Below are 26,028 nucleotides of genomic sequence, written 5' to 3'. Positions count from 1 at the left end.
AAATAACCTTACTTAATTTCTATAATATATCTTAAGCATCTTCAAAAATAGGTTGTATTCTTCCTAGGTATTTGAAGATGCTTTTATTTAAGGAGTAATTAACATGAATAAATTGAATTTTAAAGGCAGTGTTATGCTTAATCCTACACCTGTAGTACTTGTCACATCAAAAAACAAAGATGATAAAGTTAATGTCTTTACGGTTGGCTGGGTAAGTACTGTTTGCACTAAAGAACCTATAATAGCTATGGGAATACGACCTGAGAGATTATCTTATGATTACATAAAAGAAAGTGGTGAATGCGTTATTAATTTGCCAACTAGGGAAATGGTTAAGATTGTTGATTATTGTGGTGTTCGCTCTGGAAAGAAAGAAGATAAAATTAAACATTTTGGTTTGCAACTTAATAAAGGCGAAAGTATATCCACACCTTCATTGCAAAAATCGCCGATAGCTTTAGAATGTAAATTAAAATCAATTACACCTCTAGGTACGCATGATCTATTCCTGTTTGAAGTAATAAATGTAAAGGTCGACGAAGACTTAATTGATTCAAATGGTAAGATATGCTTTAACAAGGCTAACTTGATTTGTTATAGCCATGGTGAATATTATGGCTTAAATGCTAAACCATTAGGCACATTTGGATACTCAGTAAAAAAGAAGAAAAAAATACATAAAAAATAATAATCTTCAATTTATTTTTATATTTATATGTTGCAATGCACAATTTCAGCTAAAATTCTTGCGATATTTTTAGAATTATAATGAAGAATTATTTTTCAGCATATATATATTTAAATTTAAAGCAGTTACATTGTCTTTCGCTATGTAACTGCTTTCTTATTTATATAATATATTTTCAATGTAGAATAAATTTAATATTAAAAGACAATCTAATAATAAATATTACAATTTTAAATTGTCATATGGAGGATTGAAATGAGAATATTAAAAAAGATACTATCGCTCATAATTATATTAGCTATTATACCTACTTTTAATCTTAAAACTGCTTTATATACAAATGCACAAGTTCTTCCAAAGAAGCCAGTAAAAGTAGCTACACTATTATTTGCTTTCGATGACCCTTATATCTCTTTAGTGAGAAATAGCTTGGAGGAAATTCAAAATAAAAACAAAGATTCTGTTAGCTTTACTTTTTTGGATGGCAGAAGAAATCAAGGTATACAAAATGCTTTATTAGATTCAGCTCTCCAAAGTGACTACGATCTTTTATTGATAAATTTAGTTAGCTTAGATAGAAATACTGTGGAATCAGTTGTTAGAAAAGCGAAACAAAAAAATATTCCTGTGATTTTATTTAATACAGTACCTTTTGAAACTGAGCCTATTAAATCTTATAAGAGAGCTCTTGTTGTATCAACAGATGCTGATCAATCGGGAATTTTGCAAGGAAATTTAATTATTAAAGAGTGGAATTCTAATAAAAAAACTATGGATAGAAATGGTGATAACGTATTACAATATTTTATGTTAAAAGGCCCAAATAATAGTACTGTAACAAATGCAAGAAGCACATACTCTATATCAACTATTAATGATGCTGGAATTAAAACACAAGAAATTTTATCTAAATTCTGTTATTGGGATGAAATATGCGCTAAGGATTCTACTGAATTACTATTTTTAAGATATGGGGATAAAATCGAAGCAATAATTTCAAATAATGATGCCATGGCTATAGGTGCAATTGAAGCATTACAGAAATACGGATACAATAAAGAAGATAAATCAAAATATATACCTGTTTTCGGAATTGATGGAATACCAGCAGCTAAAGACCTAATTAATAAAGGTGTTATGACAGGCACTGTTTTTCAGGATCCTAATCAAACAGCTGAAGCCCTTTATTCCATAGGAATGAACTTAGTTGGTAATAAAAATCCTCTTGAAAATACAAATTATAAATTTGATGAAACAGGAGTTACAATTCAAATGCCCTATCAAGAATATACTCCTCAAAAATAACACTATACACATTCTATTAATTAATAAGGCTGTTTTAAAGTAATTAAGATATATATATACCCAATTAATTTAAAGCAGCCTTATTATATGTAGCTAAGAACCGAAATTTACAAATTAAAATAACCCAGCTCATCCCTATGTCCGCCAAGTAAATAATTAATGTAATTTTATGAACTTACTTATAATATAAAATGTTTTTCTAATTCTTCAATCATTTTAGATTTAAAAGCAGTAAATTTATTATTATATTTACAAATTACTTTTTCATGCTTCTTGTCATATACCACAAAAGAAATATAAACTGTATCATTATCATAACAAAGCAAATATCCTAGTTCTGAATTTTCTTCTAAATCTATTTTTTTATACTCATTGGATACTATTTCATATAAATTGGTTTCTTTTTTTTCTAAAATAACATATTGTGATCTGTTCTCATCATTTTCATTGATACTACAATATCTTTCATCACTTAAATTTATAAAAATATTATCATCATTATATTTCCCAAATGGAAGATACAAATACCTCTTCTCTTTAATGAAAGAAATAACAGAATCTTTTATTTCGTCTTTTCTACCCTTGTATTTTCTCCCATCCTTGTTGATTGAGAACATTAAATCCGTATACTTTCCATCCCATTTAAAATATTTCCTTTGCCATTCCTCAAGGAACAATAACATATTCAAAAAATCTAATTCACTGTACTTCTTTTTTATTAAATAGTCATTCTTAAGTAAATTCTCTAACTGCTCACCTACATTTTTATCTATTTCTTCTAAAATAGTAGCTTGTCCTTGCTTACTCAAAAAATCTCCAAATTCATCTCCAAAACTACTTGTTAAAATTATCTTAAGAATCATTTTGTTATACTTCAAGGATTTTTCTTTAATATTCTTAGCGTATGTATTTTCACTACAACTATCTAAATATTCTTTAATCAAAGTTGAATCTTTTTGAATATACCCTTCTTTTCTCAGCCTCATCTGGCTTAGATCCTTTTTTACATACTCATCCATAAGATGATTCTGCTTGTCCACATCTTTGGCTTTTATCGATGTAATTATAGGTATAGTCTTTGATACTTTTTCTTCTAAAGCTTCTTCCACATTAGTTAAGTAGCTTTTAGGAAATTTCAAAGCACATTTACTATCTAACTTTTCTTTAAATTTGTTAACTATATTTATTTCTTCCATAATATTTACTTCTTTTTTAGATACAACTTTTTCCTCAACTTCAGATATAATAAGCAATTTACTTCTTTCAAAAGCATACCCTAGTCCATAAGTTATAAGAACTTCATCATCGTGAGCCATATTTAATCTTCTCCTACACCAGCATTAATTTTTTAATATCATAAACTATCATTTTTTAAATTATTCATAATTACTCTATCTTAAATAATTATAATTTGCTTTTCTTCCTATAATCAACAAGTAAATATTACTAAACCTCTTTTATAGTCCCATTATTTATAATATACATGTATAAATATATTTTTTGTAAATTCTAATACTTATATTTACCTTATAATCTACCTATTCCACTTCATATATTGCCACTTATAAGAAAATAACGGATTATTTCTAAATAATTTCTTTAGAATAACCCGTTATTTTTACTGCTAACTTTTAATAGTCTTTTTAAGCTTTTACTTTATTATATGATATATGTATAATGCTAAATTATATACTAACGGAGCAATCATCACTGTCATTATTCCTGCAATGCCAATTGATAGACTACTCATTGCCCCTTCTACTTCCCCAAGCTCTAAAGCCTTACTAGTACCAACTGCATGAGATGCCGTTCCTATAGATACACCAACTGCAACCTTATTTTTTATCTTAAAAATTTTACATATAGTCGGTCCAAATACAGCCCCAACTATACCTGTGATTATAATTGCAAGGACTGTTATTGGAACAACTCCTCCTAATTGACTGCTTATTGATATTCCTATAGGAGTTGTTACTGATTTTGGAACTAATGATTTTATTACACTTGAATTAAGTCCAACTAAATAAGATATTCCTATTATAGAAATTATCCCTATAGCGCTACCAACAAATATACCTGTTAAAATAGCCTTAGCATTCTTTTTCAAAAGATCCAGCTGTTTATATAAAGGTACTGCAAGTACAACAGTTGATGGTCCAAGAAACATATTTATAAATTGACCACCTTTATTATATGTATCAAAATCAATATGAAATGCAAACAAAAAACATATTATAATTCCTATTGCAATTAATAGTGGATTTAAAATTGGTATTCTTGTATTTCTGTTAATGAATATACCAACTTCAAAAGCCGCAAGTGAAAGTACTAGTCCAAATAAAACATTGTTCGTTAATATTTGCATATATTCTCCTCTTTTCTTATCACTTTATCTGTACGTAAACTAACTATTTTTCCTTGGCTTTCTTGAAATAGCCTGAACGACAATACCAGTCACCCCAATTATTATTATAGTCGTCAATATACATACTAATAATAATTGCCACCATGTCGCTTTTATTATTCCAAGCGACGTCATTAAACCAACTCCTGCTGGAATAAAGAAAAACGCCAGATGGTCTAGTAAAAAATTTGTTATATTTGAAATGCTCTCCACTTTAATTACCTTTGTGTATAATAATATAAATAATATTATCATTCCTAATATATTTCCTGGTATCGGTAGATGAAGCATTGATGATATAAATTCTCCTAATAGATAAATTCCAAATATAATTAGTGCTTCTCTAAATAACTTCAATTTTATCACACTCCAATTATTTAAGCATATTTGTTAAAAAACCAACTTCTCTCTATTCTTAATATGACCTTTACAATTTAATTTACCATCATTACATGGATAAGTAAAATTCCTTTACACTTTAAGTAAAGGTTACCTTTTTGTTAAATATCCTTATATTTTCAGTATTATATATTAATTGCACTTTAAATATAAGTTTCTAAAAATATGTTTAATTTTATTCATTATAAAAATTAAAACGACTTATTTATTATATAAATAAGTCGTTTTAAGAGAGTATTTGTAGAGTTTAATAGTATACTTTTAACTTCTATCCTTTACTAGTTTATTTTCTACTATTGCAACCACCTCATACATGATAAATGCAATTGCTGATAGTATTACAATGCTCATCATTACCATATCTAACTGAGCCACTTGTCCTCCATATACTATCAAAAATCCAAGACCATTCTTCGCTACTAAAAATTCTCCCATTATTACTCCAACCCAAGATAAACCAACATTTATCTTTAGAGCTGATATGAGGATAGGAACAGAGTATGGAAATATTAAATATCTTAATATCTGTATTTTTGTCGCTCTAAAAGTATTCATAAGCATAATTTTCTCTTTATCTATTTCATTAAATCCAGTTAACACACTTATAATTGTTGTTATTACTGATATTAAAAGAGCAATCACTATTATTGCTGGAATACCATTTCCAATCCAAAATATTATTATTGGAGCCAAGGCAACTTTAGGAAGTGCATTTAAAACTACTAAATATGGATCTAGTATTTTTGATACAAAAGGACTCCACCATAAGATTACTGCAATTAGTGAACCTAGTATTGTTCCTAAAGAAAATCCTAAGATTGTTTCATAGCATGTGACTGCGATATGCTTAATTAAACCTCCACCTTCATATAAAGATACAAATGATTCAATTACTCTAGTTGGGCTAGAAGTAAGAAACGGATCTATCCACTTAAGATTTGCAGCTATTTGCCATAAGGCTATGAAAATAACCAATATAAGAATTCTAGTAATTAAAATTTTTCTTTTTATTTTCTTTACCTTATTCAAATATATTTCATGTTCCTTAGACATCTTATTTACTTCACTAGCATTTACACTTTTCTTAGCCATTTCCATCATTCAACTCCTTCCATAACATGTTAAAATAGTCACTAAACTCTGGAGCTCTTCTCTTTTGGAAAGGAGTTAATTCTTCATCGCTAAAATGTATAGGAATTTCTGCCTTCACACTAGATGGTCTCTTAGATAATACTATTACTTTTTCAGACAAAGAAATCGCTTCTGCTATATCATGTGTCACCATTATTGCTGTCTTTTTTTCTGTTTTTATTATCTTATAAACATCGTCACATACTAAAAGTCTCGATTGGTAATCTAGTGCTGAAAATGGTTCATCTAAAAAGAGTATCTCTGGATTTAGTGCTAAAGTCCTTATGAGTGCAACTCTTTGCCTCATGCCACCTGAAAGTTCACTAGGATGATGGTTCTTAAATCTCGTTAGCCCATAAGCATCTAGCAATCCACTTACTCTTTCCTTTGATTCATTATTTAGCTGCTTTTTTATCTTTAATCCTAAGATTACATTTTCCCAAACCGTATTCCATTCAAATAAATGATCCTTTTGAAACATATATCCTATTTTATCTAAGTTCTTTTTTACATCTTCACCCTTGTATAGAACGCTACCATTAGATGGTTCTAACAGTCCGCTCATTATATTTAATAATGTAGATTTTCCACATCCTGACGGTCCTAAAATAGAAATAAACTTACCATCATCTACTTGAAAATTAACATTATTTAAAGCCTGTGTTTCACCTTTAATAGAATGATAATTCATTGATATATTTGATATTTCTAACAAGCTCAAATAAAATCACCACCTTTTCATCTTTATGTGACCTTTATTTAGCTGCCTTTTCAGCAAACGAATTATCCACAATCTTGCTAAATTCAGGTCTTTGCGGCATTAAGCTTGAATCATAATCAGTAATTATATCCATAAGTCTATTTAAATTTTCTTCTTTAATTTCTGGTGTATGAGCTATAGCATCAATCTTTTTATAGTTATCTATAACTGTCATAATTGTATCTTTATCTGTACCTGGGAAATAATCAATTATGCTATCCGCAACTTCCTCTGTACTATGACTAAAAAACCACTGCTGACCTTTATAGATAGCATTTGTAAAACCTTGTATTACTTGTGGATTTTTATCCATATAGGATTTTGTTGCAAAATAACAAGTATAAGGAATTAATCCTGATTCTTCACCAACAGATGCAAGAATATATCCAGTTCCCTCTTTCTGAATTGCAGAAGCTGTAGGTTCAAAGAGAGCCACATAATCACCTGTACCGCCCTTAAATGCACCTGCAGTTGCAGCAAAATCTATATTATTTACCATATTGACATCTGTTTTTGGATTAATATTATTGTGTTTCATAGCATATTCAAAAGCCATTTCTGGAACACCACCCGGTCTTCCTCCTATAATATTTTTCCCTTTAATATTTTGCCACTTAAAATTGTCTTCCTTAGTTCGTCCAACCACGAAAGAGCCATCTTTTTGGGTAAGCTGTCCAAAAAGTACTGGGTAGTCTTCTCTTCCTTGATTATTAATGTAAATAGTTTGTTCTGGTCCACAAAAACCAATATCTGCTGATTTACTTAAAACTGCTTGCATAGTTTTATCTGCGCCTTGACCTGTTTGTAAATCAATTTCGATTCCATTCTCTGCAAAATAGCCTTCTTTCATTGCAACATACATAGGAGCGTAAAAAACTGAACGTGTAACTTCATTTAAGCGTACAGTTACTTTACCTTCCTTAGTTTTATTATTGCTACTACAGCCAAACATAGATATGGCAGTTATACTCGAAATCAATAAAGCAGTTAATACTTTTAACTTTTTTTTCATTAAATAAAGCATCTCCTAATACTGTTTTATGATGTATCATATGATATTTAATCAAAGATTGTTCTAATATATATGCTCTATTTGCTGGATACAATAAGTCTTAATTTATATAAACTATTTGGGCTTAAAACTTTATTTTGTAAACAATTCACATTTAACAATTTTAGCTTAAAGCAACGCACAAAGTATAAACTTCTAAATTTAATTGTCGATTTTTAAATAATATGATAATATAATCATATCGTTTTTATAAAAAAGGTATTTTATCCACTTATCATTTCTAAGAACAATATCAACAACATTAAATGTATAGAAAGGGGAATTTAATATGAAACTATGGTCCATTATAGCAATAGGAGTATATTTACTTATTTTGCTTACAATAGGATACTACTCTTACAAAAAAACATCTAATCTTTCAGATTATATGATAGGAGGAAGAGGACTCGGACCTCTTGTTACAGCATTATCAGCAGGCGCAAGTGATATGAGCGGTTGGATGCTTATGGGACTTCCTGGCGCAGTTTACCTAACTGGTATATCTAATATTTGGATAGGAATTGGTTTAACCGTAGGTGCCTACTTTAACTACCTTCTACTGGCTCCAAGATTTAGAGTCTACACAGAGATTGCAAATGACTCTATGACAATTCCAGACTATTTAGAAAATCGTTTTAAAGATAAGTCTAACATACTTAGGCTTGTATCTGGTATCGTAATACTTGTTTTCTTTATTCTTTATGTTTCATCAGGACTTGTTGCTGGAGGAAAATTATTCGTTGATACATATAAGCTAACTTATACAATGGGTGTAGTTGTCACTCTATCTGTTGTTGTTCTTTATACGTATTATGGTGGATTCTTAGCAGTTAGCCTTACTGACTTCTTCCAAGGGACTTTAATGTTTATATGTTTAATCACTGTTCCAGTTGTAGCGTATATGAATATAGGGGTAGATCCTGGAACATTTGTAAATAAGGTAAAAGCAATTGATCCTAAATTATTTGATATATTTAGAGGGACTAGCATAGCTAGTATTATTAGCCTTCTAGCTTGGGGCTTAGGCTATTTTGGACAGCCTCACATTATTGTTCGTTTCATGGCAATAAAATCTGCAAAAGAATTAAAATCAGCAAGAAGAATTGGTATTGGATGGATGGCAATAGGTCTTTTAGGTGCTGTTGTAAGTGGTATTATAGGTCTTGTATATTTTACTGAACATAACACTCCATTAAGTGATCCTGAAACAGTTTTTCTTAGACTTGGTGATATATTATTTCATCCATTTATTACAGGAATTATATTATCTGCAGTACTAGCTGCTATTATGAGTACTATCTCATCTCAGCTTTTAGTTTGTTCAAGTTCTATTACAAAAGATTTTTATCTAGCTTTCTTTAATAAAGAAGCTTCCGAAAAACAACAAATGGTAATAGGTAAATTAGCTGTATTAGTCATAGCAGCATTTGCGACAGTACTTGCATACCTTCCAAATAAGACTATTTTAGATATTGTTGGCCAAGCATGGGCTGGTTTTGGTTCGTCTTTTGGTCCAGTTCTTTTATTAAGTCTGTACTGGAAAAGAATGACTAAATGGGGTGCCTTATCTGGAATGATTGTTGGTGGTATAACAGTTCTTTTATGGATTGTTTTAGGTTTATCTAGTTTTCTATATGAGATGATTCCAGGATTTTCATTATCACTTCTATCTGTAATTATCGTTAGTCTTTTAACTAAAAAGCCAGATAGTGATGTCAGTAACCAGTTTAATAAAATGGAAAATATATTAACAGATATGAAATAATATATTTGTTTTCTAAAGGTATAGTATTCAATTAATCTTGTACCTTTAACTTATAAAAAATAACAGTAAGACTAATAATTCTATGGTCTTACTGTTATTTTTTATCCTTATTTGCTTATTTTAAATTTTGATACTAACTCATTTAATCTATGAGCCAATTTAGCTAATTGATTAGCTGAATCTCCTATTTCGTCCATAGTAACAGCCTGTTCTTCAGCTGATGCTGATACCTCTTCTGTTGCTGATGCCGTGTGTTCTGATATAATTGATGTTTCTTGCATTTCTACTACTGTATCTTTTGCTGTTTTAATCATAGATTCTGTAGAATTATATACATCTCGAACTACATCAAAAATGTTTCTTATAGCTTTTTCTATATTATCAAAATGAGTTTCAGCCTTTAACGCTGTTTCCATACCAACAGTAATTTCCTTAGAACCTTCATCCATACTACTACTAATGGTCTCAATTTGATTTTGTATTCCACTTATTAAAGCCGAAATCTGACTGGCAGCAGTAGCAGATTGTTCCGCAAGGGTTCTTACTTCATCTGCAACTACGGCAAATCCCTTTCCTTGCTCTCCAGCTCTAGCAGCTTCTATTGCTGCATTTAAAGCAAGTAAATTGGTCTGACTTGCAATGTTAGTTATAACTTCAACAATCTTACCAATTTCATTTGATCTCTCAAGTAACATTTTACTTTCTTCTAAATTGGTTTTATTGTTTTCAACAATTAATTTCATACTTTCAACAGCTTTATCCACCGCTTCAAAAGCAACCGCGCTTATGTTATGTGATTCTTCAGCTGTTTCAAGCATATCATTACATTTATTAACAACAACTCTACTTACTTCTTCCATTTCAATTGTTTTCTCGCTGGCTAAAGTCACTTGTCTTGACTGCTCAGTTGTATTTTCTGCTATCACTTGTATTGCTTTAGCAACTTCTCCAGTAACCTTAATGCTATCATCACATGAATTTGCAAGATTAGTTGAAACTTCATTTACCTTTGATGATTCATTATTTATATCTGTAATTATGCCTCTTAATGCTTCTATCGTATGATTAAACGCTGTAGCAAGATTTCCAAATTCATCTTTGGATTTCACTTCTATTGAACCACTTAAGTCTCCAGTAGATATAACTTCCGCGAACTCATTAAGGCGTACTAAAGGTTTGATCAACTTAGTTGCTGCTGTAAATATAGCTGCTGATAAAATTACGATAATAGCTATAACTATCCCAATCATAATCAGTATCAAATGATTAGATGAAGCAAAAAGTTCATCCTCATAAACAACATTTATAACTGTCCAACCAGAAATCGGTGCCTTTGCATAGAATGCAATTTTTTTCTCAGATCCACTTCCAAATTTAAAAACTCCTGGTTTATCACCTTGAATGGCTTCATTAAGTTTAGTAAGATCTGAATCGTTAACTGTATTTATTTTCTCTTTCATGGCCCAATCTTTATTTGGGTGAACTATAAAAGTTCCATCACTTCCTAATAATACTCCGTAACCTTTTTGACCATATTTTAGATTTTTAACTTGATTTTCTACTGCTTCAATAGCCAAACTTGAGGCAGCTCCTGCTGTAACTTTTCCTTGTGCATCTTTATTCCACGCAACCATCATTACAACATTCTTATCATAAGCTTCAGAATATGTAGGCTTAAATATTGCATCATAAGGAACGCCATTTGTCTTTGAATATCTTTCTGAAGCTTCTGTTGCAGCACCTTTAGCCCAATTAGCAGTTGCAAATTTTCCATTGCTTACATTATAAAATCTCGCTTGTAGCTTATTCAAACTATCAGCGTTACTCCATTCACTAGGCTCTAGGCTATTTAGTATATGGACTGCTGCATATTCGTCTGGATATGTATTTTTAATAAAATTAAATCTTGATAAATTTAAATCATCTATTATGTTTAATGATCCATCTGTGCTATTTAAATTTAAACCAGGATTTTTTTCCAAAACTTGTTTAAGCACTGGGCTTTGAGCTGTTTCTTGAACTTCTGCCATTCTACTCGTCAGCCATGTATTAATATGACCAGTTGCTTCTGTTGTTCTTAATGACATGGAATTCACTAATTCGCTTTCTATAATGCTCCTAAAATTAATATATGCAAATCCTGTCAGCGATATCAATCCAACTATTACTAGCGGCAATATTATTACCATTAACTTTGATTTAAATGATATTCTCATGATTAATCATTTCCTCCTTAAGGTGTACAAATTTTTTACTCTTGAAATTCACCGTTATGCAACCATATATGCTTTAATTCTTCCTGATTTCTATCTAATGTTTTTCTCTCTCTCATAGCCTTTGCTGGTATACCCGCTACCAACTCATTTTTTTCAACATTTTTACCGACTAAAGAAGAAGCTGCTACTATTCCTTGTTTTTCAATTGTTACTCCAGGCAATATAGTTGAATTAGAATATATTTTAGCGTAATCTTTAATTACTACTTTTGCATATGTCCTTAATTCATGTTCATGCTCCTCATGAGAATGAGTAAAAATTGTAACGCCTTCGCCAATTCCTACTGAGTTACCTATTGTTATTCCACCTTTTGAATCTAGGAAAGCACCTTTGTTCATAAATACGTTATCTCCTATTTCTATATTGTCAGGAACATTGAAACGTACATTTTCTTCAGCTATAAAATTCTTTCCGCATGACTTAAATAATTTTTTTGCTAATATCTGTCTATAAGGAATAGCAAAATTGGCAATTAAGCACATAGGTGATTTATCTAGTACATCCCATAAAAAATGAAGATATCTTTTTTCTTCTGAAAATTCTAATTCATTATTTTTAGGTAAATAGTCCCCATATAATTTCATTTCATCTAATATTTCGTATGGAAAATAACATTTTAGAGAATTTAAAATTTCTATTACGCCCTCTTTATTTATCCCTTGTTTTACTATGACTTCTACTTCATTTAATAATTCGTCTATTTTACTCATATCATTTCAGATTATTAAAATCGCAAAAAATAATCTTTTCGCCTCCTTCATAGTCAAACTTTCAACGCGATTTTATAAGCAACATTAAGTCAAACTGTTTGTCCAACTTATTTTAGTTTTGCTACTAATTACTATGATTATATTTTATTAGCCTTCTCCACTCCCTTCTGATCTTTTAATATTATTTATAATTCAAACTTCAAATCTCTAGCAGCAAATACTTTGCACTTGAAAAAATAATAAAAATAGCTTTCTTATTGTAAGTTTTAAGAGCGCAAAAATGGTGTCTACATAATTGTGGACACCAAAATTAAAATATAAAATTTATTATTCATAGATACATTTTGGCAACCTGACAATCATAGAAAATTAAATTTTTCCTTAGACTCATAGCTTTGCGACCCTATTTTTCAATAAGTGTGCCTATTGATATTATATTTTTTTCATTTTTATTCTATTATTACATCTTTTACAACATTTTTCAACTTATATACACTAAATTTAAGTTACAATATTGTAAAAATGGATATTATTTAATCGTTTAATTCAATATAATACCATTTATTCAATATAATATATTTATAAATTTAAATATATTATATATATTTTTCTTATCGCCATGCTAATAAATTCATTTAAAAATCAATAATTTTCTTCAATTTCATATATACCAATTCATGAAAATATATCTCCTAAAATTATTCTTTTATAGAATTTACTTTTTAAGTTCTGTATCAAACTCTCTTCTTGTCCAAGTTTTAAAATCAGCTGGATTTTCTTCATTAATTAAAAATACTCTTGCACCACGAGGAATTTTGTCATCTCCATATCCTCCGTATCCAGTATATCCAGCATATCCAAGCCTAACACCATCTAAAGCAGCACAGTAATTATTAAAATGATCATGCCCTACAAATATACCTTTCACATCACCAATTTTAACTATTTTGTTAAATAAGCATAAATTTATCTTGGCACAGCTCTCATCTTCAAGCCTTTCACCATTTACTAATCCAGTCTTACATGCCTTTTTAAACTTCTTTAAAGGTATATGAAAGAACATAAGCGCAGGTATTAATCTTTTATATTTTTTCTTCAAATTTATCGCTGTTCTTTTATACCACCATATTTGAGTAAGTTTTATCCAATCATATCCTCCAATAATGGCAGGAGCGTATTTTCCTGAATCTATCATATATATATTAAATTTAGGCGTTTTATCTTTTGAACTTTCTACAAGAAGATTATAATTACCTATCCTATCAAAAGTTTTATACCCCACTTGACTCAGATTATGTTTAAAGCTCATATATAAATTCATCATTTCTTCTTTCGTCATCATATTATGTTCATCATCATGATTACCAAAAACTATACACCAAGGTACATTTCTATTTTCCATTGGCTCCGCTATATGATTTATAGCTTTTTTTACATCTTCTGCTGTCTGACATTTGCCATCAATAATATCTCCTGATAATATAACCATATTGGGGTTTTCGTAATCTAATATCTTATTTATAAGCTCTATAGATTTGTCTCTGCTCGGTCCTTCATGTATATCTGTAAATTGAACTATTTTAAACTTGCCATTACTATCAAACCTAAGGTTATTTTTCATATATATTCACCTTTCTTAAAATATAATATTATATGAAAACTAGGTTGTATCTGACACTAACTATTTGCTAATTAGACCTTATTTTAAATTGTAAAAGGATCATTGCATTTTGCAACAATCCTTTATATCTTATAAAACATTAAATATATATTTTTTAATTAAATTTCTACATTTATCAATTAATTTATCACTTGGCTCACTAGAGTCTTAAACGTAAATTTATTATTACAACATATATATCATAATGATTTTATATTTTTATAGTTTAAATTCTTCAATTTTTTCTTTCAATTCCTCAGCCATATCTTTTAAATTATTAAAATTATCAACAAAGCTTTCTGTTGACGCTGTCACTTCTTGCGCTGTCGCTGAAACTTCCTCTGTTCCCGATGCTGTTTCTTCTAATATCGCTGATAAGTTTTCTACTTTTTCAACTACATCATCCTTCATATTATTTATGTTACTCACACCTTCAGCTATTTTACTCACCTTTTCTGTTAAACTTTCTATAGCTGTTACTATTTCTGTAAATATCACTTCTGATTCTTTAACTGCATGCTCTTGATCATCTACTGTTCCACTTGTTTCTAATACCCTGTCAACTGCTAATTCTGATTTACTTTTTATTTCTTTTATTATTTCATCTATTTGTTTGGCTGAAACTGATGTCTCTTCTGCAAGCTTTCTTATTTCATCAGCGACTACTGCAAATCCCTTTCCTGCTTCTCCTGCTCTAGCTGCTTCTATTGCTGCATTTAAGGCTAAAAGATTTGTTTGCTCTGTAATCGCACTTATTGCCTTATTCATGGTGCCTATTTTCATTATACTTTCCGAAACTTCACTTACAACATCTTTTACTGATTCAGTACTTTTTTTAGTTTCATATGATTTATTTATAACGGTCTTTACAATCTTTATTCCATCTTTACCTAAATCATTTGCTTTTATTGCCATACCATTTACACTTTCAGTCGCTTCTTCTATCTTATTCATAGATTGAGATAGTAAGTCCATGCTGTGTGATATCATTTCTAAATTGTTAGAAGACTCCATAGTTCCACTTGATATTTGATTTATTGTCTCACTTACCTGATTCATCGATATTGCTACTTCTTTGCTCATACTAACTGAATTTATAGCATTTTTATTAACATTTATTGCCGAATTATCAACACTCTTAATTAATTTTGCAATATTTTTCTGCATTTTATTAAAACTATTTTCTAGAATTATAAATTCGCGAATATGATTATTTATAATAATTTCTTTGTTAAATTCTCCATTCGCAGTTCTTTCCATTCCATCTTTTAAGGAATTTACTCCTTTACTTATTCTTCTAGCAATAGCCATAGTTATAATTAATGTAATTACCGCTATTGCAAATATAATTATAATTGATGCTATAGTTGAATCATTTTCTGATTTCCTTAGCTCACTAGATGGGATTTTTAGTATTAACTTCCATCCAGTAAGTTCCGAGGTCTCAAAATACCCCTCATATGTACTATTATTATAATTGAATTTGATTTTACCTTTATCACCAGTTGATATCTGATTCCAGCAATTGTATTCAGTTGGCTCTGTTCCAGCAATTTTAGTTTTGTCATTGTCAGAAATAACTACACCATCTTTATCAGTAATAATAAACTCTCCGGTTTGTCCGTATTTTATACTTGATAACTGATCTGCTAGTTCACTTAGCTCTACATCTATAGCCATAACGCCTACCGGTACATTATTTTTAATCACAGCCTTATATATTGTTATTGCGCTTTTTCCAGTTATTTTATCTTGATAAGGACTATGAATAATATATTTATTCGGATTCTCTATAGTCTCTTTAAACCAGGATTTTTCTGTAGCGTTATAATCATCTGGCAATTTACTATCAAGTATTTGAAATACTTTTCCAGTGTTGTCTGAATAATATATATTTAAAATACTTTCATCAGTCTTCTTAATTAATTTCATATCTCCATTCAATTTATTATATGGTGATTCTTCAATATTAAAATTATTATTCTCAATTAATGTTTTCAATGTATCTTCATAATATGTAATCTTATTATTTATTATTTCCTGTCCTATATTTGAGAGTAAAGTTCTATTTTCATCAAAACTCTTTTCATTACTCCTCCTTGATGTCGTTGTAGAAATGATACCTAAAATAACTACTGGTATTATTGCTAACATAGCAATTGTAATCAGTAAGTATAACCTTATACTTACTGATTTAATTTGACTTTGTGCTTTATGCATATTTTCCCCCACCTCATAATTAACTTCAATTCATATTATATCGCAAAATATGCCAAAATATCTCATTTTATATTCTTTTTATGAAACTATGCTCAAAAATGACATTTTTTTTGACATTAGTCATATTTATTAGCAATATTTTAATAAATCTTCTTATTTATTATCACATTCTCATTTAAATTGACAAATTTATATTTATTTTTGATAGAAAAAATTAAAAATCAACCTTTTTAGGTTATACCCTCAATTTTACTGGAATATAAATTCCTAAAGAAGAACAAAAGTGGCTGCGCCACGCTCTTTCTTTATACCATTTTTTACAGGTCAATATCCTTATACCCCATTGGTATCACTGGCTTTCAAAATCAAAAAATTCTATACTTTCCTACGAAAATTAAATTCACAGCACTTTCTCTAAATTTGACAATAGGAAACTAAACTAGCCTATTTTAGGCTAGTCCAAGCCTTATATTAAATTATTTGTTTCTTTTACTTATTGATTTTTTCTATATTATAGCCTTTTGACTTTAGAATTTTTATCATACTTTCTTCTCTTTTTTCTCTAAGTTTATCTAAATAAATAGTACCATATTCTATATAGTTTTTTCTTTCCTTTAACAATTGATAGCATATTCTTAACATTAAACTTGCTAATGCTATTGTGGCTTTTTTCTTTCCCATTCTTTTCACCCATCGCTTATAGCATATTGATAATCTAGTATCCTTACTCATGCTTGCTGCCCAAGCACATTCACACATTACACTTTTTAATGCTTTATCTCCATTCATTGTTTTACTTCTTTTTTTTTACCTGCGCTTTCACAATTTCCAGGACTTAGGCCTGCCCATGATGTTAGATGCTTATCTGTTGGGAAATAACTCATATCAGTTCCAATCTCTGCTATTATTACTGATGCTGCATTCTTGTTTATACCTGGTATAGTATCTATTATCTCTACTTCTTCAAAATATGGCTCTATATATTCACCTATTTCTTTTTCTATATGGACTACTTGTTCTTCTAAAAACCTAATGTGATCATAGCTGTATTTTATCATTGTCAAATGATGGTTTCTTATTTTTCCGTTTACAGCCTCTTTTATTTCTCCTAGTTTCTTTCTTATACTTGCTTTACCTCTACCATTTGATATCTCAATTAAGTCTGTCATTCTAATTTCTTCTTGATTAATGATTTTATTTAATATTTTTCGTCCTGTATCTCCAAATATATCTGAAATATAACTTGAAATCTTTATATTACAATCCTCTAGAATTTTATGAATCCTATTCTTCTCTCTATTAAGTTCGTATAGTATTTTCTTCCTATATCTTGTTATATCTCTAAGATCTCTTATATGTGCATCTGGTACAAAACTCTTATTAATTAATCCACTTCTCAATAATTGAGCTATCCATTCTGCGTCTTTCACGTCGGTCTTTCTTCCTGGAAGATTCTTTATATGTCTAGCATTTGCAAGTATAATTTCAAAATCACCTGATTCTAATACATTCCAGACAGGCTTCCAGTATACGCCTGTGCTTTCCATTGCTACTTGCGTACAGCCTCTTTCTTCAATCCAATCTAAAAGTTTTAACAAATCTGTAGTCGTAGTATTAAATGTCTCTATTTCCTTTTCCGGTTTTTTCTTTAAATCACCCTTTAAAACACATACTACTACTGTTCTTTCGTGCACATCTATACCTGCACACCTTTCAATTATTGCTTCCATTCCTACCTTCTCCATAATAAATTCAGTGAGTTCAACAGTAATTACTTATCAAAAAAAAATTTCCTACACGTGCTCTAGACACAATACTTTGTGCTCAAAATTACCGTAGCCAGTTTCCTAAAAGGAGTTCTTGCTACCAGAAAGTACAACGGCTTACTTCCTCACCTTTCTATATTATTGACAAGGTTATCCATTTGTTAACAGAAACCACTTAATTTTCATTATACTTTGTGAAGGCTTTGCCTTCATGGGCGGTTCCTAGACAATAAAAAAACAAAATCCAAGTTATATTAGTAACCTGGATTTTGCTTTCACTAAATTCTTATACATTATTTATTATTATGTTTCTACATATTTAATCCTGAATAAGCTTCTTCTCCATGTAAGGAAATATCTAATCCCTCTGCTTCCTGTTCTGAAGTAGCTCTTAAGCCCATTACTAAACTCATTACTTTAAGTATTACAAATGTCGCAACTGCTGCATACAAGGCAGTTGCACAAGTAGAAATTAAATGAGCTTTTAAAAGTGCAAAGTTACCATATATTAATCCATCACTCCCTGCTGGATTAATTGCCTTTGATGCAAAGATAGCTGTCGCTATAGATCCCCAAATTCCTGCTACTCCATGACAGCCAAAAGCATCTAAGGCATCATCGTATCCTAATTTCCTCTTCAATATAGCTATTGCGAAAAAGCTTAATGCTCCGCCAACTGCTCCAATAAGCACAGCTGATATAGGGCTCACGAATCCTGCCCCCTGAGTTATTGCAACTAACCCGGCTATAGCTCCACTTACTGTTCCTAAGGCTGTAGGTTTTTTATAGAGCAACCATTCACAAAGTACCCATGCAACTGCTCCTGCAGCCGCTGAAGTATTAGTTGTAAAGAATGCATTTACAGCTACATAATTCATTGCAAGAGCACTTCCTGCATTGAATCCAAACCATCCAAACCATAAAAGCCCTCCACCTAATATTGCCATAGGTATATGGTGTGGTTCAGGGATCGCTCTCTTTCTTTTACCAACAACAATTGCCGCAACTAGTCCAGAAACTCCTGAGTTTATCTCTACTGGATTTCCTCCAGCAAAATCAAGGACTCCTAAATTCCTTAACCATCCATTAGCTCCCCATACCCAATGAGAAATAGGATCATAAACAAATGTACTCCACAAAATAATCAATATTATAAACGCCGGGAAATTCATACGTTCAGCAACAGAACCTGAAATTACAGCTGCAGTAATCGCAGAAAACATTAACTGAAATACTACAAATTCTAAATGTGGTATTGTGCCTGCATAATCCGCATTAGGCGCCATTCCTATACCTTTTAGGAAACTCCAATCTAAACCACCTATTACTCCTTTTACATCTGGACCGAAGGCTAAAGTATAACCTATAAAAATCCATTGTAAAGATATAATAACAAGAGCTGCATAACTATGTACTGTAATACTTAATACATTTTTGCTTTTAACCATACCTCCATAAAATAAAGCTAATCCTGGCACCATTAGCATTACTAACGCTGCACTAATAATTACAAATCCCATATCTGCGCCGTTTAATAATTCCATTTTCTATTCCCCCTTGAATAAATTTAATTAAATTTTGAGTACAATTGCTTATTCTAAGTTGTTAAAAAATAAAAAAGACGCTTCACTCCAAAGAAGGTATACCCATACTAGATATATCTTTTTTGAAATGAAAACGCCATTGTTTTCTACATATTTCTTTAAATTTTTAAATTACTTTTATAAGTTTACTATCCCATGTTTTATATGTCAATATAAAATGATAATTTATTATTAGTTATTTTTAAATATGAATTATTTTTTTCATTATACATACGGGCCAGGTAAAATAACAAAATCTCAGACGACTTTGGTTAAGTTCAATATTGTGCTTCACACTCTTTTCATATATGTAGATTTTTTTACGCATTTGCCTTTTTAAACACATGTGAGAGAAATTTGGCAGGCGAATATGATTTATTTTTTATTCTCTTTGCAAACCATAACTTTCTGAGTTAGTCTTTTCCATAACTTATCCACAGATTTAACTTGAATATGAATTCCTAGAGAATAAAAAACTCTCTTGTTTTTACATTAAATCAAGAGAGTTCTAATTAAAAATTAAATTCTTATATACATATTATTGATTAATTTCTATATCCACATGAAAAATCTTCTCCAGGATTTATATCTAATACAACACGTTCGGGTTCAACAAGCGCAACTTCATGTCGACATTTCCACTTGCTATTTTCCGTAATTCCTTCTATGGTGTCTATTTCTTCAAGAACATCGCTATTTTCAAAAATGTAATATCCATAAGAATATAAAATATTCGATATTTCGCCTGGATCTAAATTTTTAAAATGGCATTGTAAATCACATAAACCTACTGCTGATAATCCTAATGTATCCATTACATACTCATTCTCATTATTTTCAATGTTAAATAATCTTACATTTAATATACCAATTAAAACATCATAATCATCATTTAGAGGATTGTTTTTTAAATACTCTTCCCTACTTATTACTTGTTCAGTAATATTAAAATGAATGCCTTCACATGGAATTAATTCAACTATAGAATAAAGAGTTTTTTGAAAAAGTTCTATTCTTTCAGCATAATTTAATCCTATAGCCATTATATCTGTAACCAAAACTCTAACATTACATTTTTCAAATTCTTCTTTATTCACATAGTCAAATGATTGTCCTAATGATTTTCTCAATTTATTAATTTCAGGCTTTTCTTCAATGACGCTAATAACAATTCCAACAGGCGCATTTACATTTTTATATTCTAATATATGATCCATAAATGCAAATGAAATATTGTTATCTCTATTAGATGTAACTTTAACATTTTTAAAATATTTTTGTATATTTTTTAGTAACTCATTTTCCAAGATAACAGGCTTTTCTTTCATCAAAAGTTCAACACTATATATTTCCGAAAAAGCATCAGCTACATTTTCTAATTTTCCATTTTTACTTACTTCATATCTTTTCATTTTATACCAACCTTCTTTCTTATTTTTTAATTTTAATTGAAATAAATTCTTTATTCTTTGATAGAAACAAAAAAGCTGCCTCAAAAAAATAATTAATTTTGAGACAGCTTTGTCTATGTAAATATTTATTAATTATAACACAATATATGCAAATTTAATATATATTCATTTGAAATGCATGAATTGTTATAATTATTTTTACATTTTCATTTAATTCGAGGATTAATTCATTCACAAATAGTTTAGTAAATCCATAATATTATTAATAGTATAAAGATATTCAAGGAGAAAGCTATGCCCTTAAAATACAAAAACCACATAGACTTTGATAAATTACCAAAAAATTTTCCTCCACAACATCAGGATTGTCAACCTGGAATTGAAGCACGTATGGATCCACCTCCTATATTTGATAATCCTGATTATAAAGGGAGTGACAAATTAAAAGATAAAGTAGCATTAATCACAGGTGGTGATAGTGGAATTGGCAGAGCCGTAGCTGTTGCTTTTGCTAAAGAGGGAGCTGATATAGTAATTTCATATTTGTATGAACATCAAGATGCAATAAAGACCAAGGAATATGTTGAGAAATATGGCAGACGGTGTATTCTCATGCCTGGTGATATTGCCTACAAAGATTTCTGCATCAAACTAGTTGAATGTACAATTGACAAGCTAGGCAAAATTGATATTCTAATAAACAATGCTGGTGTTCAATTTCCTCAAGATAGCATAGAAGAAATATCATCTTCCCAATTAAAAACAACATATTCAATCAATATATTTCCAATGTTTTATCTTACTCAAGCAGCATTACCGCACATGAAACGAGGAAGTGCAATTGTAAACACTGCTTCTGTCACAGCTTACCAAGGTAGTAAAAATTTAATTGACTATTCTTCAACCAAGGGCGCAATTGTAACCTTCACTCGTTCTCTTTCTCAATCCGTAGTAACCAAAGGAATTAGAGTTAATGCCGTAGCTCCAGGCCCCATTTGGACGCCACTTATAGTATCAAGCTTTTCTGCTGAAGAAGTTGCAAAATTTGGATCTGACGTTCCTATGAAAAGAGCTGGACAACCTTTCGAATTGGCTCCAGCATATGTATATCTTGCATCTAATGACTCCTCCTATGTTACTGGACAAGTACTTCATGTAAATGGTGGAACTATGGTTGATAGTTAAGATTAAATTTAACAATAGAATATACTCTTTGGGACATAAATAATTAGGGCTTGTTAACAAGCTCTAATTATTTATTATCTATAAATTCAATCTTCCAGTTGAAGTATCCACTTTCTTCATTTTTCTCGTATTTAAAATATGCTGAAAATGTATTTCCTTTTTTGCTTCTAAGATTTCTAAATCCTACTTTTCCATTCTTAAGCAGGAGTTCAACCATCTCTTTAGATATTTTTTTACCGAATGATGCTATATATCTATCATCTTTCCAAATCGTATATCTGCATCCATTTTTCCAATTACTGCATCCAAAACTCTTTTCACCTTCAATTACTGGATTTCCACAGACTGGACATGGTCCTATATTCTCACTATCCTTAGGTATTTCTACTTTAAATCTTGATAATGCAGTATCATCTTTTTTTATCAACTCTACAGATTGGATTGTGAAATCTGTTATAAGTTTAATAAAGTCACTTTTAGCAAACTTTCCTTTCTCTATATCCGAAAGAGTTTTCTCTAATCTACCCGTGTACTCCAAGTCAAATAATTCTTTTACCGGAAAAGTTTCAACCAAATTCCTACCAAGCTCTGTACACATAAGATTTTTACCTTTTGTCTTTAGGTATCCTATATCCTTTAATTTCTTTATTGTTTCTGCTCTAGTCGCTGGAGTTCCTATGCTAAACCCACTTAAAATAGCCTGCATCATTTCTTCTGAGTCTTCATCTTTTCCTTCAATACCTTTTCCGCAAGTCTCCATTACTCTAAGTAATGTTTTTTCAGTATGATATTTAGGAGGCTTTTTAGTAACAGAATTCACTTTAGAATTTATAATATCTACTTCTTCATCTATTTCAACTTTTGGAAGAATGACATCTTTACTTTCTATTTTCTCTACTACCTTCCAGCCTTCTACAAGCTTTACTTTTCCCTTTGAAACAAAAATTCCATTCATTTCTGAAACATTAGCTTTTAATGTAACTTTTGTTTCTTCAAATTCAGCTATAGGCATAAATTGCATTATAAATCTATTTTTAATAGCATCATATACTATTTTTTCATCAGCTGATAAACCCGATGGCTTTATATATGTTGGCGTTATAGCACTGTGGCTTTCAACTTTCGAGCTATCAAAAATTCTTTTGGATGTACTAAATTTAATATCTTTTTCATATGGCAATCCAACTTTTAATGTATCTAAAACCTTTTTTGCTCTATCCTTTAAACTTTCTTCTAGAACCACACTTGCAGTTCTCGGATAAGTAGTAAGTTTCTTTTCATAGAGAGACTGTGCAACTTTAAGAACTTTATCTGATGTCCATCCCTTATACTTGCTAGTTATATGTCCTTGCAAATTAGATAAGTTAAATAAGTATGGTGGATATTCTTTTTTTAATTCTGTCTGCTTATCAATAATCCTAGCAGTTGCTCCTTCAAGCCTTGAAATAAATTTATCCAAATCTTCCTTTTTATCGAACTTTTCTGAATCATTCTCATAATAAAGTCCCTCAAATTCTTCATTCGTTGAAGTTTTGAAGTTTGATACTAGTTTATAGTAAGTTGTTGCTGTAAAATTCTCTATTTCTTTATCTCTATCATAAATGATTTTTAAAGTTGGAAGAAGTACTCTTCCTATATTAATAGTCTTGTTTTCTTCAAATTTATATTTCAGTGTACTTACAGAAGTTAAATTAATTCCAATAATCCAGTCACTCCACTGTCTTCCAATTCCAGCATCTTGCAATGGCTGCATTTCCTTGTTATCTTTTAGTGACTCCATTCCGCTTTTAACTTCATCAGGTGTCCATTCGTTCAAAAGTAATCTATATATAGGCTTTTTCACCTTAAAGTAGCCAAATAATTCATCAGCTATAACCTGCCCTTCTCGATCGAAGTCAGTAGCTGATACAATTCCATCAACATCTTCTTTATCAATTAAAGCCTTTATTATTCCAAGCTGCTTCTTTGCACCCTTATCTTCAACAGTTCTGTCTACACTATCACATTTAACCTTATATAAAAAATGCTCTGGAATAAAAGGAAATTTTTCAAACCTCCATCCCTTCATATTTTCATCATAGTCTTTTGCATCATATAATTGTAAAAGATGCCCAAACGCCCATGTTATGTAATAGCCATTTCCTTCAAAATAACCATCTCTTCTAGTCTTTACATTAAATGCATCTGCAATATTTTTAGCAACAGATGGTTTTTCCGCAATAATAACTTTTGCCATGATATATTTTATTATCCTCCTTTAAGCACAATTAAAAAAATAATGGACCATCATACCTGCATATTCTGCACTTTAGGTCTATTATTTCCTTTCAGGTGCCTTAGTTATTACTTGTAGCACTTATATATATTAACACTAATCAAAAAATAAAACCAGCTGAAGTTCTTTATGCGAATATCACGTATCAAAAATAGACAAATACTCTCATATTAATTATTTCCTTCACATATTAAAATAAGGTATAAATGAACAAATCATTTATACCTTACATCTAAATTATTCAAGCTTTTCTAACTCATAATATTTTAACTTATTCTTTTCTCTCAATACACAATGCTTTATCTGCTTCTTTAAGCATGTTTTCTATAACTTCCATTGAAGAATATCCTAGTTTATTCTTATCACTCATCCTAAGCTGATAATCGTTAAATATCTACTCTATTTCTTTTTTCTCCTCTATTATACGCGCTTATATTTTCTAATAAATCTGTAAATAATCTACTTCTAGCTTCTTCACTTGCCCATGCTACATGAGGTGTTAGAATTAACCTATCTTTGTTTTTTACTTTTAGTAGTGGATTTTCTATTAGAATAGGCTCCTCTTTAAATACATCCAGCGCTGCACCACCTATTATCTCCTCATCTAAAGCTCTAGCTAAATCTTCATCCACAATTATAGGCCCTCTTCCAACATTAATTACAACAGTATCTTTTTTCATTTTAGTAAAAGCCTCATAATTTAATAATCCTTCAGTTTTTTCATTTAGAGGAGCATGTACTGAAATGATGTCACATTGCTTTAACAATGACTCAAACTCGACTCTTGCAAAGTCTGAATCTGAATTTTTTCCTGAAGTTGAATAGTATACTACTCTTGCACCAAAGGCTTGAGCTATTCGAGCCACTCTTTTCCCAATGGCTCCAAGCCCAATTATTCCCCATATCTTACCACACAAATCTTTATATGGTGCTTCTAAATTTGTGAACATATCATATCTTGAGTACTCTCCAGATTTAACAAAGTTATCAAAATAGCTTATATTATCGTATAAATGAAGTAACATAGCAAAAGTATGTTGAGCTACAGTCGTAGTTGAATATCCTCTTACATTAGTTACCGCAATATTTCTTTCTTTAGCGTATTCTATATCTATATTGTTATATCCCGTAGCCATTTCACATATTAATTCCAATTCGCTCGCATCTTTTAAATTCCCCCTGTTTAACTTAACTTTATTAGTTAAAACAATATTAGCATCTCTAATTCTTTCTGCAACTTCTTCTTCAGATGTCAAATCATAATAAATCACCTGACCAAACTCATTTAATTTAATATAGTCTACATTTCCTAAAGTTCTTCCATCCAATACTACTATTTTCTTCATATTCAATCTCCTTTTCCAACTTCAAAATAATACTATTTACTCTATAATGATAAAAAAGAAATTCTCAAAAATTATGATTTTGCTTGCTAAAT

20 protein-coding genes and 1 riboswitch are annotated in these 26,028 nt (G+C 30.1%); of the genes, 4 read left to right on the top strand and 16 right to left on the bottom strand.

What is annotated here, in order from left to right; all coding sequences use genetic code 11:
- Positions 1-103: 103 nt before the first annotated feature.
- Both PZA12_RS05145 and PZA12_RS05140 read left to right on the top strand, forming a co-directional pair.
- Positions 104-688 (top strand): flavin reductase family protein, encoded by a 585-nt coding sequence (locus PZA12_RS05145; RefSeq protein WP_078116469.1) that lies wholly within the window; start codon positions 104-106, stop codon positions 686-688.
- A 255-nt stretch (positions 689-943) separates the two neighbouring features.
- The gene (locus PZA12_RS05140) at positions 944-1,993 is read left to right on the top strand and encodes a galactose ABC transporter substrate-binding protein (RefSeq protein WP_103698160.1); all 1,050 of its coding nucleotides are present in this window, start codon (positions 944-946) and stop codon (positions 1,991-1,993) included.
- A gap of 179 nt (positions 1,994-2,172) precedes the next feature.
- Here PZA12_RS05140 and PZA12_RS05135 read toward each other — a convergent pair whose 3' ends face one another.
- From PZA12_RS05135 to PZA12_RS05110, 6 genes are all read right to left on the bottom strand, one after another.
- Entirely contained in the window at positions 2,173-3,309 is a 1,137-nt protein-coding gene (locus tag PZA12_RS05135; protein WP_103698159.1) for a hypothetical protein, read from the bottom strand.
- Between the two features lie 335 nt (positions 3,310-3,644).
- Positions 3,645-4,358, bottom strand: a complete 714-nt coding sequence (locus tag PZA12_RS05130; RefSeq protein WP_103698158.1) for an LrgB family protein — start codon at positions 4,356-4,358, stop codon at positions 3,645-3,647.
- Positions 4,359-4,397: 39 nt separating this feature from the next.
- Positions 4,398-4,754, bottom strand: coding sequence for a CidA/LrgA family protein (locus tag PZA12_RS05125; RefSeq protein WP_023975286.1), 357 nt, complete (start codon positions 4,752-4,754; stop codon positions 4,398-4,400).
- Between the two features lie 303 nt (positions 4,755-5,057).
- Positions 5,058-5,849: an ABC transporter permease gene (locus PZA12_RS05120; protein WP_031275933.1), complete on the bottom strand. Its 792-nt coding sequence runs from the start codon at positions 5,847-5,849 to the stop codon at positions 5,058-5,060.
- Between the two features lie 31 nt (positions 5,850-5,880).
- Positions 5,881-6,648 (bottom strand): ABC transporter ATP-binding protein, encoded by a 768-nt coding sequence (locus tag PZA12_RS05115; protein WP_023975288.1) that lies wholly within the window; start codon positions 6,646-6,648, stop codon positions 5,881-5,883.
- Between the two features lie 34 nt (positions 6,649-6,682).
- Positions 6,683-7,699 (bottom strand): ABC transporter substrate-binding protein, encoded by a 1,017-nt coding sequence (locus tag PZA12_RS05110; protein ID WP_077868371.1) that lies wholly within the window; start codon positions 7,697-7,699, stop codon positions 6,683-6,685.
- A 328-nt stretch (positions 7,700-8,027) separates the two neighbouring features.
- Between PZA12_RS05110 and putP the strand changes: the two genes are divergently transcribed.
- Positions 8,028-9,503, top strand: a complete 1,476-nt coding sequence (putP, locus tag PZA12_RS05105) for a sodium/proline symporter PutP (RefSeq protein WP_023973980.1) — start codon at positions 8,028-8,030, stop codon at positions 9,501-9,503.
- 107 nt (positions 9,504-9,610) lie between these two features.
- Here putP and PZA12_RS05100 read toward each other — a convergent pair whose 3' ends face one another.
- The 8 genes from PZA12_RS05100 to PZA12_RS05065 all read right to left on the bottom strand — a co-directional run bounded on the left by PZA12_RS05100 (position 9,611) and on the right by PZA12_RS05065 (position 21,130).
- Positions 9,611-11,719 (bottom strand): methyl-accepting chemotaxis protein, encoded by a 2,109-nt coding sequence (locus PZA12_RS05100; protein ID WP_023973981.1) that lies wholly within the window; start codon positions 11,717-11,719, stop codon positions 9,611-9,613.
- Positions 11,720-11,754: 35 nt separating this feature from the next.
- On the bottom strand, positions 11,755-12,489 hold the full coding sequence (locus PZA12_RS05095; protein ID WP_103698157.1) for an acyltransferase: 735 nt from the start codon (positions 12,487-12,489) through the stop codon (positions 11,755-11,757).
- 343 nt (positions 12,490-12,832) lie between these two features.
- Positions 12,833-12,923: riboswitch (cyclic di-GMP riboswitch) on the bottom strand.
- Between the two features lie 281 nt (positions 12,924-13,204).
- Positions 13,205-14,110, bottom strand: coding sequence for a metallophosphoesterase family protein (locus PZA12_RS05090; RefSeq protein ID WP_023973983.1), 906 nt, complete (start codon positions 14,108-14,110; stop codon positions 13,205-13,207).
- Between the two features lie 258 nt (positions 14,111-14,368).
- Entirely contained in the window at positions 14,369-16,369 is a 2,001-nt protein-coding gene (locus tag PZA12_RS05085; RefSeq protein WP_103698156.1) for a methyl-accepting chemotaxis protein, read from the bottom strand.
- 489 nt (positions 16,370-16,858) lie between these two features.
- Positions 16,859-17,158, bottom strand: coding sequence for a hypothetical protein (locus tag PZA12_RS05080; RefSeq protein ID WP_103699435.1), 300 nt, complete (start codon positions 17,156-17,158; stop codon positions 16,859-16,861).
- The gene (locus PZA12_RS05075) at positions 17,155-18,099 is read right to left on the bottom strand and encodes an IS110 family transposase (protein ID WP_245160066.1); all 945 of its coding nucleotides are present in this window, start codon (positions 18,097-18,099) and stop codon (positions 17,155-17,157) included. The genes PZA12_RS05080 and PZA12_RS05075 overlap by 4 nt, the downstream gene beginning before the upstream one ends.
- 347 nt (positions 18,100-18,446) lie before the next feature.
- A complete protein-coding gene (locus PZA12_RS05070) occupies positions 18,447-19,679 on the bottom strand; it encodes an ammonium transporter (protein ID WP_023973985.1) in 1,233 nt (410 codons plus the stop codon).
- Between the two features lie 584 nt (positions 19,680-20,263).
- Positions 20,264-21,130, bottom strand: coding sequence for a DUF4261 domain-containing protein (locus PZA12_RS05065; protein WP_103699259.1), 867 nt, complete (start codon positions 21,128-21,130; stop codon positions 20,264-20,266).
- A 294-nt stretch (positions 21,131-21,424) separates the two neighbouring features.
- Here PZA12_RS05065 and PZA12_RS05060 point away from each other — a divergent pair, with 294 nt between their 5' ends.
- Positions 21,425-22,315: an SDR family oxidoreductase gene (locus PZA12_RS05060; RefSeq protein ID WP_077841567.1), complete on the top strand. Its 891-nt coding sequence runs from the start codon at positions 21,425-21,427 to the stop codon at positions 22,313-22,315.
- A 67-nt stretch (positions 22,316-22,382) separates the two neighbouring features.
- Here the strand turns inward: PZA12_RS05060 and PZA12_RS05055 are convergent, their stop codons facing one another.
- Together PZA12_RS05055 and PZA12_RS05050 are read right to left on the bottom strand one after the other, a co-directional pair.
- Complete coding sequence (locus PZA12_RS05055) at positions 22,383-24,551, bottom strand: type IA DNA topoisomerase (RefSeq protein WP_103699258.1); 2,169 nt, start codon at positions 24,549-24,551, stop codon at positions 22,383-22,385.
- A 425-nt stretch (positions 24,552-24,976) separates the two neighbouring features.
- A complete protein-coding gene (locus PZA12_RS05050; RefSeq protein WP_103699257.1) occupies positions 24,977-25,936 on the bottom strand; it encodes a D-2-hydroxyacid dehydrogenase in 960 nt (319 codons plus the stop codon).
- Positions 25,937-26,028 lie beyond the last annotated feature (92 nt).

It is taken from the genome of Clostridium beijerinckii, from assembly GCF_036699995.1.
In the GTDB taxonomy this organism is placed as follows: domain Bacteria; phylum Bacillota; class Clostridia; order Clostridiales; family Clostridiaceae; genus Clostridium; species Clostridium helianthi.
Note: the sequence above shows the minus strand (reverse complement) of the source record. Positions and strands in the feature narration are given on the sequence as shown.

Coding starts and splice junctions, on each gene's coding strand:
- PZA12_RS05145 (WP_078116469.1), top strand. CDS start 104: ATGAATAAATTGAATTTTAAAGGCAGTGTTATGCTTAATCCTACACCT.
- PZA12_RS05140 (WP_103698160.1), top strand. CDS start 944: ATGAGAATATTAAAAAAGATACTATCGCTCATAATTATATTAGCTATT.
- PZA12_RS05135 (WP_103698159.1), bottom strand. CDS start 3,309: ATGGCTCACGATGATGAAGTTCTTATAACTTATGGACTAGGGTATGCT.
- PZA12_RS05130 (WP_103698158.1), bottom strand. CDS start 4,358: ATGCAAATATTAACGAACAATGTTTTATTTGGACTAGTACTTTCACTT.
- PZA12_RS05120 (WP_031275933.1), bottom strand. CDS start 5,849: ATGTCTAAGGAACATGAAATATATTTGAATAAGGTAAAGAAAATAAAA.
- PZA12_RS05110 (WP_077868371.1), bottom strand. CDS start 7,699: ATGAAAAAAAAGTTAAAAGTATTAACTGCTTTATTGATTTCGAGTATA.
- putP (WP_023973980.1), top strand. CDS start 8,028: ATGAAACTATGGTCCATTATAGCAATAGGAGTATATTTACTTATTTTG.
- PZA12_RS05100 (WP_023973981.1), bottom strand. CDS start 11,719: ATGAGAATATCATTTAAATCAAAGTTAATGGTAATAATATTGCCGCTA.
- PZA12_RS05095 (WP_103698157.1), bottom strand. CDS start 12,489: ATGAGTAAAATAGACGAATTATTAAATGAAGTAGAAGTCATAGTAAAA.
- PZA12_RS05090 (WP_023973983.1), bottom strand. CDS start 14,110: ATGAAAAATAACCTTAGGTTTGATAGTAATGGCAAGTTTAAAATAGTT.
- PZA12_RS05085 (WP_103698156.1), bottom strand. CDS start 16,369: ATGCATAAAGCACAAAGTCAAATTAAATCAGTAAGTATAAGGTTATAC.
- PZA12_RS05080 (WP_103699435.1), bottom strand. CDS start 17,158: ATGAATGGAGATAAAGCATTAAAAAGTGTAATGTGTGAATGTGCTTGG.
- PZA12_RS05075 (WP_245160066.1), bottom strand. CDS start 18,099: ATGGAAGCAATAATTGAAAGGTGTGCAGGTATAGATGTGCACGAAAGA.
- PZA12_RS05070 (WP_023973985.1), bottom strand. CDS start 19,679: ATGGAATTATTAAACGGCGCAGATATGGGATTTGTAATTATTAGTGCA.
- PZA12_RS05065 (WP_103699259.1), bottom strand. CDS start 21,130: ATGAAAAGATATGAAGTAAGTAAAAATGGAAAATTAGAAAATGTAGCT.
- PZA12_RS05060 (WP_077841567.1), top strand. CDS start 21,425: ATGCCCTTAAAATACAAAAACCACATAGACTTTGATAAATTACCAAAA.
- PZA12_RS05055 (WP_103699258.1), bottom strand. CDS start 24,551: ATGGCAAAAGTTATTATTGCGGAAAAACCATCTGTTGCTAAAAATATT.
- PZA12_RS05050 (WP_103699257.1), bottom strand. CDS start 25,936: ATGAAGAAAATAGTAGTATTGGATGGAAGAACTTTAGGAAATGTAGAC.